This is a genomic window from Streptomyces sp. NPDC053432, from assembly GCF_055585365.1.
Map to the genome: position 1 here is coordinate 645,907 of NZ_JBVJKF010000001.1, position 14,223 is coordinate 660,129.

The window sequence follows — 14,223 nt, forward strand, 5'->3', positions numbered from 1 at the left end:
CCAAGACCCGTCTGTCGGCTCGGAGTTCACAGGAGAACCGGATGCCCTTGCCCCAGCCGCACCTCCCCCGCTCGCACCGGGCGCGCCGCCGACATCCCGGCGCGCTCAGCGCCGGGGCCGCCGCCCTCGTATCGGCCGTCGTGGCGGCCCGCGCGGGCGTCCTGACGCACCTCTGGGAGTTCCTCGACTTCGGGGCGGGCGTCCTTTCGCTCGTCTCGCTCACCGCCACCGTCCTGTGGGGGCTGACGGCCACCGACCGGCTGCTGCTGGGGCCGGGTGCCCGGCTGCTCGCCCAGGGGGTGCACCGCGGCCTGGCCGTGGCGGGGCTCGGCTTCCTCGCCCTGCACATCTGGGTCAAGGTGGCGCAGGGCCGTACGAGTCCGGCCGCGGCGGCGGTCCCGTTCGCGGACGGCGACCGGCCGCTGGTGATCGGGCTCGGCACACTGGCCGGCTACCTCTTCGTGGCCGTCGCGGTGTCCGGCGGGGTGCGCAGCGCCTTCGCCACCAGGAGCCGCTCGCTGTGGTGGCGGGCGCTGCACGTCGGCGCCTACCCCGCCTGGGGCGCCTGCCTGGTGCACGGGCTGAAGGCGGGCCGTCCGGCGGCCGGGTGGGTGACGGCGGCGTACGCCCTGTGCCTGGCCGGTGTGGCCGGCGTGCTCGTGCTGCGCCTCAGGTCCACGCTGCGCGGGGCGACTCCCCCGCCGATCGTCCCGCCCGTCGGCTCCCGGGAGCCCTTCGGGGGCAGGACCACGCGCAGGACGTCACCGCGCCGCACCTCGGCGCGCCGGGCGTCCGTGCGCAGGACCGTCGTCGGGCCGCCCCGGGTGGAGCAGCTCGCGGGCCGGGAGCGGTGGCGGTGAACGCCGGGCCGCGCCCGGGCCTCGGCTGTGTGGGCGCCCCCAGGCTGCTGGCCGGGCTCGACCGGGCCGCACGGCTCGACCGGGAGGCCCATCTGGCCGTGCACGGCCCGCTCCCCCGCTGCCACCCGGACGAACTCGTCACCCTCGCCGACGACATCGACCTGCGGGGCCGGGGCGGGGCCGGCTTCCCCTTCGCGCGCAAGATGCGCGCGGTCATCCGGTCGGCGCGGGGGCGCAGCGACGGCCTCACCGCAGTCGTGGTCAACGGCAGTGAGGGTGAGCCCAGTTGCCTGAAGGACACCGCACTGCTGCTGCACGCCCCGCATCTGGTGCTCGACGGCGCCCTGTTGGCCGCCGCCGCGCTGGGCGCCGAGGAGGTGGCCGTGGCCGTGACCCGGGCGGACGTGGAGCAGTCGGTGCGGGAGGCCGTCGCCGAACGGGGCCCCGCGGGGCGCCGGGTGCGCGTGGCGCGGCTGCCCGAGCGGTTCGTGACGGGCGAGGGCACGGCCCTGGTGGACGGCCTGAACGGCGGGGCGACCCTGCCGTCCGGGCAGAAGGTGCGCACCAGCGAGCGCGGCCTGGGCGGCATGCCCACCCTGCTGTCGAACACGGAGACCTTCGCCCAGCTCGCCGTCGCCGCCCGGCTCGGCGCACCCGAGTACCGGACGGCCGGCCTGCCGTCCGAGCCGGGCACCGTACTGCTGACCGTCGCCGGTACCACGGTGGTCGAGACGCCCTCCGGGACCTCGCTCCCGTACGTCCTCCAGCTGTGCGGCACCGAGCCGGGTCAGGGCGTACTGGTCGGCGGGTACCACGGGAAGTGGCTGGACCCGGTGTCCGCGCGGGCCGCGCAGGTGTCCCGGCAGTCCCTGGCCGAGCTCGGCGCGCGGCTGGGGGCGGGCGCGGTGCTGCCGCTGCCCGAGGACACCTGCCCGGCCGGGGAGGTCGCGCGCGTCGCCCGGTGGATGGCCGGGGAGTCGGCGGGCCAGTGCGGGCCCTGCGTACGCGGTCTGCCCGCGCTTGCCGACGTACTGGACGACGCGGTGCGGGGCGGGGGCCGGGCGGCCCTGGAAGCGGTGGAGGCGCGGATGCGTTCGGTGCGGGGGCGGGGTGCGTGCAGCCATCCCGACGGGACCTCGCACTTCGTGGACTCGGCGCTGTCCGCGTTCCCGGACGAGTTCCGCGACCACGCGCTCGGCAGCGGCTGCGGGCGGCGGGTGCTGGGCGCGCTGCCGCTGCCCCGGGACGAGAGCCCGGAACGGCTGGTCGTGGACTGGACCCTGTGCCGGGGCCACGGGCTGTGCGTGGACGTGCTCCCCGATGTCGTGCGGCTCGACGCGGACGGCTACCCGGCGGAGGCCTCGATGGCGGTGCCGGGGCACCTGCGGCCGAAGGCGCTGCGGGCGGTACGGCGCTGCCCCGCCCTGGCGCTGCGCATCCAGGGCTGAGCCGGTTCTTGGCGTGATCGGACAAATTCCGGCCCGAATTCACTGCCGCCACCGCTTTCCCCGTATCAATGACGAAAGCACGGAAGCGAATCCGAAGGAGCAATTCATCGTGAAACGAATCCGACAGGGGATATACGCCGGGTCGGCCGCGGCGGTTCTGCTGCTGACGGCAGGGTGCGGATCCGGGGGCGAATACGCGAGTAAACCGGGCGGGGTCAAGCCGGTGTCCGACAGCCAGAAGATCGGGAACGCGTACGGCTCGGACGCCGACGGCTACGGCAGCGGCAGCGGGAGCGGGAGCGGGAGCAACCCCGCCGGTGATCCCGGCACCGTCACGACGCGCGGGGCGGGGCAGCTGAAGCTGCGGGACATCCCGGCCGTGGGCGCGGCCGTCACCGACGGGCAGGGCCTGACGCTCTACCGGTTCGACAAGGACACGGCGAAGCCTCCCCAGTCCAACTGCGACGGGGAGTGCGCCAAGGCCTGGCCCCCCGTGCCTGCGGACGAGGCCACGGCCGGGGAGGGGATCGAGACGGGCCTGCTCGGTTCCGTGATGCGGGCCGACGGCACCCGGCAGCTGACGCTCGCCGGCTGGCCCGTGTACCGCTACGCCAAGGACACGGCGCCGGGTGAGGCGCAGGGCGAGGGCGTCGCGGGGACGTGGCACGCGCTGGGGGCCGACGGGAAGCCCGCCGGCGCCCCGGTGGCCGGGACGAAGAAGGGCGGCGCGGAGCTCTCGGTCGCGCAGAACGCCGCACTCGGCGGAATCCTCGCGGACGCGGAGGGCCGCACCCTGTACCGCTTCGACAAGGACAGCGCCTGGCCGATGAAATTCGGCTGCCTGGATTCCTGCCTGGACACCTGGAAGCCGGCGAAACCGGTCGACAAGGCGAAGATTTCGGGAATCGCCGCGGAATTGGTGGGCTCGGTGAAACGCCCGGACGGTACGGAGCAATTGACGATCGACTGCTGGCCCGTCTATTCCTTCACCGGTGACAAGCAGCCGGGAGACGTCAACGGGCAGGGGAAGCAGGGCCTCTGGTTCGCCGTGACCGACAAGGGGAAGAAGGCGAAGCCATCCGCGTAGCAGGGGCCGCGGTGTCCGCCGGTGTCGCCGCGGCGGCGGGCGTCGCGCTGCTGTGCGGCGGCTGCGGCGCGCACCCCGGGGAGGCCCCCTCGCACGCCCCCGGGCCGACTGCCACGACGGCCCCCGCCACGCCCTCCCTCTCGATGGAGGAGATCGCCGCGGCCATCGGCTGCGCCGCCGAAGTGAGCGTGGAAGCGGAGGAGTTGCGGGAGGGCAGCTGCGAGACCGGGCAGGGTGCCTACCGCATGGCCACCTTCGCCGCCGACGAGGGGCTGCGCTCCTGGCTGGCCGAGGCCCGGATCTACGGCGGCAGCTACCTGGTGGGGAACCGGTGGCTGGTCACCGCCCAGCAGGACGGCGCGCTGGCCGCCCTGCGCGAGCGCCTCGGCGGCACCCTGGACACCGGCAGCTCCCATGCCCACCACTCCTAGGAAGCCGCGGCCGCGTCGCGGACCGGGCGATCCGTCCGTGCCGCGGCCCCCGATCCGGACCGGACCCTGCTCCCCTAGACGGTCCCGTCCGCCCCGGACCGCAGCGGTCGGCGGGCCAGGACGCCGCGCTCCCGTTCCGTCAGCTGGGGCCCGTCGAGCAGGGGCCGGCGCAGGCCGCGGGCCGCCGCGACGAGGACGTCGGGGGTTCCGAGGACCGCGGCGGGCTTCTTCATGGTCATCACGTCGGTCAGCGCCCGGACCACCAGGAAGTTGCCGATCGCGGTGCGGTTCAGGCGCTGGACGTAACGGGCCGCGAGCCGGTCGCCCAGGCCGGGGGCCTTGCCGACGGCGCCCGGGTAGAAGCGGTCCTGCCCCACGGCCAGCAGCCAGCCCGCGGAGGCCGGGCCGGCGATCGCCTTCTGGGCCTGCCGGGCGAACCCCGGTGCGCCGACCGGGGTCCGCGCCGCGGTGTCGCGCAGCGCCAGCGCGCCGAGCGCCGCGGCGGACATGCCGTGCCCGTAGACCGGGTTCAGGCTGGTCGCCGCGTCGCCGAGGACGACGAACCCCGAGGGCATGGCGGCCTTCTCGTAGTGGCGCTGCCGGTTGGCGGTCCGGCCGTAGACGGCCACCTCGCCGATCGGCTCGGCGCGGGCCAGGAAGTCGGCGGCCAGCGGGTGGCGCACCCCGCGGACGAACTCCTCGAAGAGCCGCCCGTCGGCGCTCGGCTCACCACCACGGGTGCCGGAGACGCTGACGTGCCACTGGCCGTCCTCGATGGGGATGATGGAGACGACCTGGCCGGGACGGCCCTGCCTCGGGTCCGCCTGGATGTTGATGACCGGCCAGTCCGAGGCGGCGCCTTCCGGCGCCCGGTAGCGGCGGCTGGCGTAGCGCACGCCGGCGTCCACGACGGTCTCCTCGACGGCGGGACCGCCGATCCCGGCGAGCCACTCCGGTGCCCTGGAGGCGCGGCCCGTCGCATCGATCACGAGGTCCGCGCCGACGGCCTCCTCCGCCCGGGCCCCGTCGAGGAGTCGGACGCCCGTCACCCGGGACGCGTCGCCGACCAGCCCGCCGACCCTGACGCCGGTACGGATCCGTACGTTCGGGTGGGCGGCCCGCAGTCCGGTGCGCACCCCCCAGTCGACGAGATCGCGGCTGGCGCCGATCAGGTAGTGCGTCTCGGTCCAGCGCCGGAACCAGCCCGCTGGGGAGTACGCGACCATCCCGCTGGGGATCGGGATCCGGTGGGCGCCGGCCGCCAGCCAGGTGGCGGTGGTGCCGGGGAGCAGTTCCTCGATGGCGTCGGCCCCGCCGGACCACAGCATGTGGGCGTGTGCGGCCTGCGGCAGCCTCGGCCTTGGGGAGGCGGTGTCGGGAAGCACGGTGTCCCGTTCGACGACGAGGACCTCCCCCACGTGCGGCGCCAGCGCCGCGGCGGCGAGGGTGCCCGCCAGTCCGCCGCCGAGGACGACGGCCCGGAGTCCGACGGAAGGGTTATCGGTCATCGTGCACCGCTCTCCAGTACGGCCGCCTCACGGGTGGCCCGGACGACGGCGGACCGCGACAGGGCCCGGGACAGGCGCACGAGGCCGAGGGTGCTGTTGGCGGAGGCCAGCAGCGGTCCGTCCCCGGCCCGCTCCGCGGGCGGTTCGTCCCGTCCGGTCCGCCCGGCGGTGTGCCTGGTCCACATGACCACGGCGTGGGCCAGCACGGCGGCGTCCGCGATGACGGCCGCCTCCTCCTCGGACGGGGCCGTCTTCAGCGCCTCGGCCAAGGACAGTGCGCGTACTTCGGGGCTGAGGAAGGGGTGGACGCTGAGGATCCCGTCGTAGATGTCGGATTCGATCTGTGTCACCCGCACGTCGATGGGTGTCGAGATTCCGCCGGCCGGGCCGGCGATGTGGCGGGTGGCCGCCCGCAGCTCGCGCCAGGCGGGCTGCAGCTGGTGGTAGCGGCGCCACATCCCGGCGTAGTCCACCAGGCGTTGGGAGAGCAGCGGGAGCACGAAGCCGATGCCGATGAGCAGGGCGGAGACGGCGGCGATCGGCGGGGCGACCGGCCAGCTCAGCCGGTCCAGGTCGTGTCCCGTCCAGCGGGCGCCGAGTGCGGTGAACTTGAGCGCGTCGTACACCAGGTTGAGGACGTAGCCGGTGACGATGAGCACCAGTCCGGCCCGCAGCGGGCCGTGCACCATGCGCGCCCAGCGGGCGCACAGCACGGTCATCGTGACGGCGGCGGTGGTGTGCGCCACCAGGTACAGGACGATCATCTCGCGGATGTACGGCGTGTTCGCGTAGTACGTGTCGAGGTCGACCAGCCGCTCCACCGGGGCGTCGCCCAGGAGGAAGAGGGCGTTGATCGCGGCGATGACGGCGACGGTGGCCCAGTTGCAGCGGCGGGACCACCGGGCGGCCCGCTCCCCGTCCCCGGGTCCGCTGCTCCAGCGGATGATGAGCACCAGGTTGGCACCGGAGAACGCGGTCAGGACCGTGTACACGACCGGTGCGGCCGCGTTCGGAATTCCCGTGAACCGGTTGACGGCGGCGATGGACGGGACCGCGGCGGTGGCGAAGACCCCGGCGGCCGCGAAGAGCAGCACGCACACGGAACGCAGCAGCTCGTCCTTGGGGTTGCGCCACAGCGGGGGCAGCTTCAGGAACCCGGCGAGCAGCAGCAGCGCCCCCGGGACGTAGAAGACGACGCCGTTGGGATCGTCCACGCGGGTGTGTCCCCCTCCAGCCGCCGCTCCCGGCGTCGCCGGCTCCCCGCCCGGACCCACCGCCCGGACTGCGAAACCTTAGATCAGAATGACGATCGATTCCACCGCTGAAACGATCGTTTGCTCTCGACTCGTCCGCTTGGTCCGGGTAGTTCGGGAGCGCCGCGGCCGGGCCGGGCCGGCCGATGCGCGGCCGTGTGCCGCCATCGCGCTCCGCGTGTCGGCCAGTTGTCCTGATTTCGGCTCGTTCGTGAGGAGCACGAGGTCCCGCCCTCCGGGATGATTCGCCCCGCCTCCGACTGCAACAAGGTGGTGGGGCGAACGACTTCACCCACCGCACCGAAGGGAAGGAACGGCCACGTGCGCATGAAACGCCTCGCACCGCTGCTCGTCTCCGCCGCTCTCCTCGCCGCCACCGCCCCCCTCCTCTCCGCGACCGGCGCCTCCGCCGCCCCGGGGCGGGAGTCCGGGCAGCAGAAGCCCGACTGGCACCGTTGCAGTCCGGAGCAGCCGGCCTCGTACGAGTGCGCGACGCTCAAGGTCCCGCTCGATCACCGGCGTCCGCAGGGGCGCACCATCGACCTCGCGATATCCCGCGTCAAGAGCGAGAACCCCGCGAAACGGCACGGCGTCCTGCTGATCAACCCGGGCGGCCCGGGCGGCAGCGGGCTCGACATGCCGCTGATGATGGCCGAGGGGATGCCCCAGGACGTACGCGACCGGTACGACCTGATCGGCTTCGACCCGCGCGGGGTCGGCGCCAGCAGTCCGGTCTCCTGCGGACTGACCGACGCCGAGCAGACCGTCGACCGGCCCTACCACCCCGAGGGCTTCGCCTCCGAGGTGGCATGGGCACGGACGGTCGCCGAGAAGTGCCGCGAGAAGGCCGGTGACGTGCTGCCCTACATCACCACCCGCAACACGGCCCGCGACATGGACGCGATCCGCGCGGCGCTGGGCGAGCGCACGCTCTCGTACGTGGGCTACTCGTACGGGACCTACCTCGGCGCGGTGTACTCGCAGATGTTCCCGCAGCGCACCGACCGTTTCGTCCTCGACAGCGGGGTGGACCCGCAGAAGATCTGGCGGGGCATGCTCCAGGAGTGGGCCACGCAGGCCGAGCCCGCCTTCGCCCGGTGGACGCGGTGGGCGGCGGAGCGTTCGGCCGAGTACGGGCTCGGCGACAGCCCGGAGGCGGTGTCCGCCACCTTCTGGGGGCTGGTGGCGCGCGCCGACCGGGAGCCTATCGACTTCGAGGGCACGAAGGTCACGGGCGACGTCATCCGGGCCGCGCGGGCGGTGTTCTTCTACCCGGCCCAGGCCAGCCCGCTGGTCGCGGCCCTCAAGGCGGCGGCCGAGGGCCGGCCGCTCCCGGCGGGCGTCTCGGCCCAGGAGGTGAAGCAGCTGCTCACGGGCGGGCGCGGCGCCGCCGGACCGGCCGCGGACAACGGCATCTCGGTGTTCTGGTCCGTGGTCTGCGGGGACACGGGCACCTGGCCGCGCTACCCGGAGCAGTACGAGCGGGACGCGGCGAGGGACAAGGTGAAGTACCCGCTGTACGGGGACTTCTCGTCCAACATCAAGCCGTGCGCCTTCTGGAACCGGCCCGTGGAGGCCGCCACGCCGATGCGGACGCGGGCGGACGTGCTGACCGTGCAGAACGAGTGGGACTCGCAGACCCCGCTGTCGAGCGGACAGGGCCTGCACCGGGCACTGAAGGGCTCGCGGATGGTGCTGGTGGAGGGTGGTGAGGGCCACGGCGTGTACCTGGCTGACCCGAACTCCTGCGCCAACGCGCACGTGAACGCGTACCTGACCTCGGGCCGGCTGCCCGAGCGGGACGTGACCTGCCAGAACCCGGCCCCGCGGCCGCCGGCCGCTAAGGCCCGGCCCGGGTCCCCGGTTCCGTCGGGTCCGCTTCCCTTCCCCGCCGGACCCGGCCGCTTCTGACCCGGCCCGTCCCGTACGGGCCCCGCTGCGCGGCGACCCGGCCGCCGCGCAGCGGGGTCAGCAGCGCCCCGCCGAGGATCACCAGGCACAGCGCGCCTCCGCCCAGGCTGACCGCGGGGACGCCGTGGCGGGCGGCCAGTGCCGTGAGCACGGCCGCGCCGACGGGACCCGAGGCGTTGTGCACCGTCCAGAAGGCGGAGGTGACCCGGCCCAGCAGGTGGTCCGGGGTGACCTCCTGACGCAGGGTCATGGTGCAGACCCCGCCGAGGGTGGTTCCGAACATGAACAGGGCGGACAGCGCGGCGATCACGGGAACGCTCCGGCTGATCCCGATGCCCGCGACCGACACCCCGATCAGGGCCAGCGCGGCGGGCCAGCAGACACCGATGCCGAGGACCCGGCGCAGCCGGCCGGCGGCGAGGGCCGCTGCGGCGGCCCCCGCGCCGCCCGCGGCGACGACGTACCCGAGGGTGACGGAGTCCCGGCCGAGGTCCTCCTCCACGTGGAAGACCAGCAGGTCGGTGGCGCCCATGGTGACGAAGGTCAGCAGGGTCAGCTGAAGGGTCAGCGGGCGCAGCAGCGCGTGGCTCCACAGGAAGCGGAAGCCCACGACGAACATCTCCCGGAGCACCTCTCCCCCGGCCACCGGGCGCTCCCCGGACGGCTCCGCCTGCTCGGGCGGCCGGTGGAAGCTCACCCAGCGCAGGCTGACGGCGGAGACCAGGAAGGTGGCCCCGTCGACCGCGAGCGCCCAGTCGGGGCCGACCCCGGCGGCGATGAACCCGGCCGCGGCCGGCCCGAGCAGGGTCCCCAGGGCGAAGGTGCTGAACAGCCGCCCGTTGGCGGTGGTGAGGTCCTCGGGGCGCACCAGCCGGGGCACCGCCGTCACGTACGCCACGTCGAAGAGGGTCCTGAGCACGCCGACGACCGCGGTCAGTGCGTACAGCACCCAGATCCGCGGTCCCGCCTGCCAGACCAGCGGCAGCGCGCCGAGCAGCGCCGCCCGCGTCAGATCGCAGACGATCATCAGCCGGCGGCGGTCCACCCGGTCCACCACGTAACCGGCGAACAGTCCCGTGCCGATGCCGGTGGCACCGGAGACGACGGTGATCAGGCCCATCTGGACGAGGGACCCGGTGGCGTCGAGGACGAGCAGCGGCAGCGCGAGCAGCGAGATGGAGCCGCCGAGGACGGAGAGCGCCTGGCCGAGCCAGAAGACGTTGAAGTTCCTGTTCCCCCGCACACCGGGACGGTAGGGGCAGGGATCCCGGCCTGTCACCCGGTTTTGGCCGCCGACACGGGGGGACGCGCTAGGGGGGGTGTTGCGGAAGTCCTGGGCGCCGTGCGGGACTTTCGCAACACCCCCTAGCCGAGCAGCGCGTAGACGGTGGACGCGGTGGCGGCCGGCTCGTCGGAGCCGTCGGGGGTCAGGGTGATGTCGGCGAAGGCCATCCGCTTGCCGAGCTTGGTGACCCGCACCCGGATGATCACGTCGGCGCCGACGACCGGGCGCTGGAAGCTGGTCGACTGCTGGACGGTGGTCATCGGCCCGTACGCCCCGCGCGCGGCGGAGATCGCGATGACGGTGGCGGTGTCGGCCGCGGCCATCATGGCCTGCCCGGAGAGGCCGCCGCCGTCCCGGGCCAGTTCGTCGGACCAGGGCAGCCGCAGCACGGCGTGCCGCTCGCCCGTCTCCTGGACGGTGAGACCGAGGGCGAGCACCCAGGGCGCGAAGTTGTCGGCGAGGATCTTGTCTGCGTCAGCGGGGGAGAACGTCACCGGGCGATTGTGGCGGCCCGGCCGGGCCGCCACAATCCCCTTTCGGCCGTGACCGGTCAGAGCGTGGCGGCCAGTTCCGTGCCCTGGCGGATGGCCCGCTTGGCGTCGAGCTCGGCGGCCACGTCGGCCCCGCCGATCAGGTGCGCCTCGACTCCGGCCGCGCGCAGCGCCTCGTACAGGTCGCGGCGCGGCTCCTGGCCGGTGCACAGGACGACCGTGTCGGCGGGTACGAGGTGCTGCTCGTCGCCGACCGTGATGTGCAGGCCCTCGTCGTCGATGCGGTCGTACGCGGCTCCGGCGACGGACACGACGCCGCGGTGCTTCATCTCGGCGCGGTGGATCCATCCGGTGGTGGTGCCGAGGCCGGCGCCGACCTTGGTGGTCTTGCGCTGCAGCAGGTGGACCCGGCGCGGCGGCGCGGGGCGCTCGGCCTTGGTGAGACCGCCGGGCCCGGCGTACGAGGTGTCCACGCCCCAGTGGCGGAAGTAGACGTCGGGGTCCTGGGAGGCGCCCTCGCCGCTGTCGGTGAGGTACTCGGCGACGTCGAAGCCGATGCCGCCGGCGCCGACCACGGCCACGCGCTCGCCGACGGGGGCGCCGTCGCGCAGCACGTCGAGGTAGCTGACCACCTTGGGGTGGTCCACGCCCTCGATCTCCGGGGTGCGGGGGGTGACTCCGGTGGCGACGACGACCTCGTCGTAGCCCTGGAGGGTCCCGACGTCGGCGCGGGTGTTCAGCCGGACCTCGACGCCGCTCTCGGCGAGCTGGGTGCCGAAGTAGCGGATGGTCTCCTCGAACTCCTCCTTGCCCGGGACGCGACGGGCGATGTCGAGCTGGCCGCCGATGTGGCCGGAGGCCTCGAAGAGGGTGACGGTGTGGCCGCGGCCGGCGGCCGAGACGGCGCAGGCGAGACCGGCGGGCCCGGCGCCGACGACCGCGACGCGCTTCTTCAGCTTCGTCGGGGAGAGCACGAGTTCGGTCTCGTGGCAGGCGCGCGGGTTGACCAGGCAGCTGGTGATCTTGCCGCTGAAGGTGTGGTCGAGGCAGGCCTGGTTGCAGCCGATGCAGGTGTTGATGGTCTCGGGGCGGCCGGCGGCGGCCTTGGCCACGAAGTCGGCGTCGGCCAGGAAGGGCCGGGCCAGCGACACCAGGTCGGCGCGACCGTCGGCGAGGAGTTCCTCGGCGATCTCGGGGGTGTTGATGCGGTTGCTGGTCACGAGGGGGACGGACACCGCGCCCATCAGCCGCTTGGTGACCCAGGTGTAGGCGCCGCGCGGGACGGAGGTGGCGATGGTGGGGATGCGGGCCTCGTGCCAGCCGATGCCGGTGTTGATGATGGTGGCGCCGGCCGCCTCGATCTCCTTGGCGAGGCGCACGACCTCTTCGAGGGTGGAGCCGCCGGGGATCAGGTCGAGCATGGAGAGGCGGTAGATGAGGATGAAGTCCTCGCCGACGGCCGCGCGGGTGCGGCGGACGATCTCCAGCGGGAAGCGCATGCGGTTCTCGTAGGCGCCGCCCCAGCGGTCGGTGCGCTTGTTGGTCGCGGCGGCGATGAACTCGTTGATCAGGTAGCCCTCGGAGCCCATGATCTCGACGCCGTCGTATCCGGCGAGCTTGGCGAGGCGGGCGGCCCGCACGAAGTCCTCGACCGTCCGCTCGACCTCCACGTCGGTGAGCTCGTTCGGGACGAAGGGGCTGATGGGGGCCTGGATCGGGCTCGGCGCGACCAGGTCCTCGTGGTAGGCGTAGCGCCCGAAGTGCAGGATCTGCATGGCGATCCGGCCGCCCTCGGCGTGCACGGCGTCGGTGATCACCCGGTGCTCGGCGGCCTCGTCCTCGGTGGTGAGGCGGGAGCCGCCCTCGAAGGGCCGGCCCGCGTCGTTGGGCGCGATGCCGCCGGTGACGATGAGACCGGCCCCGCCGCGGGCGCGCTCGGCGTAGAAGGCGGCGAGGCGCTCGAAACCGCCCTCGTGCTCTTCGAGGCCGGTGTGCATCGATCCCATGATCACGCGGTTCGGCAGGGTGGTGAAACCGAGGTCCAGGGGGCTCAGCAGGTGCGGGTACCGGCTCTGGGAACTCATGAGGGGGCGCCTCCTCGCGCGGGGGTGATGAACCTGTTCTAGCGAGGGGCGCCCTGTTTTGCAACTAAGTGCAAAACCACAGAGGGCCCACCTCCCCCGGATTCCCCGGGAGTGCGGGCCCCGCTGTGGCGGAGTTCACGCCTCCTGCATCGCCGAGATCCGGCGGACGAGGACAACGGCCGACACCGCCGCCACGGCGTAGAGCAGATCCGCCGCGGCACCGACCACCGCCGCATCGCGCAGCCCGGCCTCGGTCATGGCGCCATGCCGTCCATCTGCCGGCCCCCGCCGTGCCCGCGACGCCGCCCTCCGCGACCGCGTCGAGGGCCACGTACCCGGTTGCCCCGGGGCGGCTGCGCGGCGGGTGTGAGGCGGGTGTGGGTACTGTCGGCCGGATGGTGGAGCAGCGGAGCATCAGGGTGAACGGGGTCCGGCTGGCCTATCAGGTGGCCGGCCCGGCGGGCGGTGACCCGGTGGTCCTGCTGCCGGCGCTGGGCGGGACCGCGGACGACTGGGCCCCCGTACGGGACGCGCTCGCGCGGGAGCGCCGGGTGTACGCCCTCGACCTGCGGGGCCACGGCCGCAGCGAGTGGCCCGGCGCGTACTCGCCGGAGCTGATGCGCGACGACGTGCTGGGCTTCCTGGACGCCCTCGGGCTCGACCGCGTCGACCTGGTCGGCCACTCGATGGGCGGTGTGGTCGCCCACCTGGTCGCGCAGCACCGCCCGTGGCGGGTGGTCCGGCTGGTGCTGGAGGACGCCCCGGCGCCGCTCCCCCGCGAGCCGGTGGCCCCGGTGCGGCCCGAGGGGGAGCTCGCCTTCGACTGGGCGATGGTGCTCGCGGTACGGCCCCGGCTGGACCGGCCCGACCCGTCCTGGCTGGAGGGCCTGTCCCGGATCACGGCCCCCACCCTGGTGGTGGCGGGCGGCCCGGACAGCCACGTCCCGCAGGAGGGCATCACCGAGCTGGTCCGCCGGATCCCGGACGCCCGGCTCACCACGATCCCGGTCGGCCACCTCGTGCACGCCGCCGCCCCCGGGGAGTTCACCGCGGCGGTCACCACCTTCCTCGCCGACGTGCCGGACGGCGAGATCGCCCGGCGCTGGCTCGCCGAGGACGGCATCACGCAGACCGGGCACGACACCTGGTACGACGCCGAGCCGCCGGCCGAGGCCCTCACCCGCGAGGACCTGTGCAACGGGCTCGGATCCATGGCCTTCACCGACGAAGCGCTCGACCTCGCGGGCAGGCTGCGGGTGGCGCTCGGGCTGATGGACCTGCTCGGTGGTCACTTCCTGGTGACCCTGCAGGTCCACTCGGCCCACCTCGGGCCCGAGGGACCGCTGCCGGCGGATCTTCTCTGGGGCGGCTACCGCCGCAGGCTCGAAGCCGTCCGGGAGTACCCGGCGATCACCGAATCGCTCTGGTCCGACTGGTTCGAGGTCTGGCAGACCTCCGAGGAGGCCTTCGCCGAGGTGCTCGGGAACGACCGCGAGCTGCTGCTTCCCGGAGCCCCGGAGCCCCTGCTGCGCCGGGCCCGCCGGGTCCTGGAGATCTCGGGACCGGCGCCGTGGCAGGCCAAGGCCGCCGTTTACGAGGCGGCGCTGCGGGTCCCGGAGCTGCACCCGGCCGTCTTCCGGGGCCTGCTGACGAGCTATCACGACGTCTACGGGCAGCTCGAACCGGGGCCCGCGCTGGACCTGCTGGACCGCCTGCGGCTCCCGGCCGGCACCGAACACCTGGCCGCCCTGCGACAGGTGCTCGCCGCGGGCCATCGCAACCACTACCGCAGCCCCGGGGCCTGGAGGCAGACGGGGCCTCCGGGATCCCGGTTGTGCGAGCCGCGTTCGAACGTCTAGGTTTCC

General features: G+C 74.0%; 12 protein-coding genes. 6 read left to right on the top strand and 6 right to left on the bottom strand.

What is annotated here, in order from left to right; genetic code table 11:
* The first annotated feature begins 41 nt into the window (after window positions 1-41).
* From ACZ6Y1_RS02845 to ACZ6Y1_RS02860, 4 genes are all read left to right on the top strand, one after another.
* Window positions 42-860: a hypothetical protein gene (locus ACZ6Y1_RS02845; protein ID WP_469621564.1), complete on the top strand. Its 819-nt coding sequence runs from the start codon at window positions 42-44 to the stop codon at window positions 858-860.
* Window positions 857-2,308: an NADH-ubiquinone oxidoreductase-F iron-sulfur binding region domain-containing protein gene (locus tag ACZ6Y1_RS02850; protein WP_469621567.1), complete on the top strand. Its 1,452-nt coding sequence runs from the start codon at window positions 857-859 to the stop codon at window positions 2,306-2,308. The genes ACZ6Y1_RS02845 and ACZ6Y1_RS02850 overlap by 4 nt, the downstream gene beginning before the upstream one ends.
* 109 nt (window positions 2,309-2,417) lie before the next feature.
* Complete coding sequence (locus ACZ6Y1_RS02855) at window positions 2,418-3,395, top strand: SCO0930 family lipoprotein (protein WP_469621571.1); 978 nt, start codon at window positions 2,418-2,420, stop codon at window positions 3,393-3,395.
* Between the two features lie 11 nt (window positions 3,396-3,406).
* Window positions 3,407-3,826, top strand: coding sequence for a hypothetical protein (locus ACZ6Y1_RS02860; protein WP_469621574.1), 420 nt, complete (start codon window positions 3,407-3,409; stop codon window positions 3,824-3,826).
* Between the two features lie 74 nt (window positions 3,827-3,900).
* Here ACZ6Y1_RS02860 and ACZ6Y1_RS02865 read toward each other — a convergent pair whose 3' ends face one another.
* Both ACZ6Y1_RS02865 and ACZ6Y1_RS02870 read right to left on the bottom strand, forming a co-directional pair.
* Window positions 3,901-5,334, bottom strand: coding sequence for an NAD(P)/FAD-dependent oxidoreductase (locus ACZ6Y1_RS02865; protein WP_469621577.1), 1,434 nt, complete (start codon window positions 5,332-5,334; stop codon window positions 3,901-3,903).
* Window positions 5,331-6,548, bottom strand: coding sequence for an MAB_1171c family putative transporter (locus tag ACZ6Y1_RS02870; protein ID WP_469621581.1), 1,218 nt, complete (start codon window positions 6,546-6,548; stop codon window positions 5,331-5,333). Before ACZ6Y1_RS02870 ends, ACZ6Y1_RS02865 begins: the two co-directional genes overlap by 4 nt.
* 366 nt (window positions 6,549-6,914) lie before the next feature.
* Between ACZ6Y1_RS02870 and ACZ6Y1_RS02875 the strand changes: the two genes are divergently transcribed.
* Complete coding sequence (locus ACZ6Y1_RS02875) at window positions 6,915-8,498, top strand: alpha/beta hydrolase (protein WP_469621749.1); 1,584 nt, start codon at window positions 6,915-6,917, stop codon at window positions 8,496-8,498.
* Here the strand turns inward: ACZ6Y1_RS02875 and ACZ6Y1_RS02880 are convergent.
* From ACZ6Y1_RS02880 to ACZ6Y1_RS02895, 4 genes are all read right to left on the bottom strand, one after another.
* Window positions 8,428-9,741 (bottom strand): MFS transporter, encoded by a 1,314-nt coding sequence (locus ACZ6Y1_RS02880; protein WP_469621585.1) that lies wholly within the window; start codon window positions 9,739-9,741, stop codon window positions 8,428-8,430. The two genes, ACZ6Y1_RS02875 and ACZ6Y1_RS02880, sit on opposite strands and share 71 nt — an antisense overlap.
* Before the next feature lie 122 nt (window positions 9,742-9,863).
* Window positions 9,864-10,277: a PaaI family thioesterase gene (locus tag ACZ6Y1_RS02885; protein ID WP_469621587.1), complete on the bottom strand. Its 414-nt coding sequence runs from the start codon at window positions 10,275-10,277 to the stop codon at window positions 9,864-9,866.
* A gap of 56 nt (window positions 10,278-10,333) precedes the next feature.
* Window positions 10,334-12,358: an oxidoreductase gene (locus ACZ6Y1_RS02890; protein WP_469621590.1), complete on the bottom strand. Its 2,025-nt coding sequence runs from the start codon at window positions 12,356-12,358 to the stop codon at window positions 10,334-10,336.
* Between the two features lie 135 nt (window positions 12,359-12,493).
* Window positions 12,494-12,616, bottom strand: coding sequence for a hypothetical protein (locus ACZ6Y1_RS02895; protein WP_469621594.1), 123 nt, complete (start codon window positions 12,614-12,616; stop codon window positions 12,494-12,496).
* Window positions 12,617-12,753: 137 nt separating this feature from the next.
* Here ACZ6Y1_RS02895 and ACZ6Y1_RS02900 point away from each other — a divergent pair, with 137 nt between their 5' ends.
* Window positions 12,754-14,217, top strand: a complete 1,464-nt coding sequence (locus ACZ6Y1_RS02900; protein ID WP_469621597.1) for an alpha/beta fold hydrolase — start codon at window positions 12,754-12,756, stop codon at window positions 14,215-14,217.
* The last annotated feature ends 6 nt before the right edge of the window (window positions 14,218-14,223 follow it).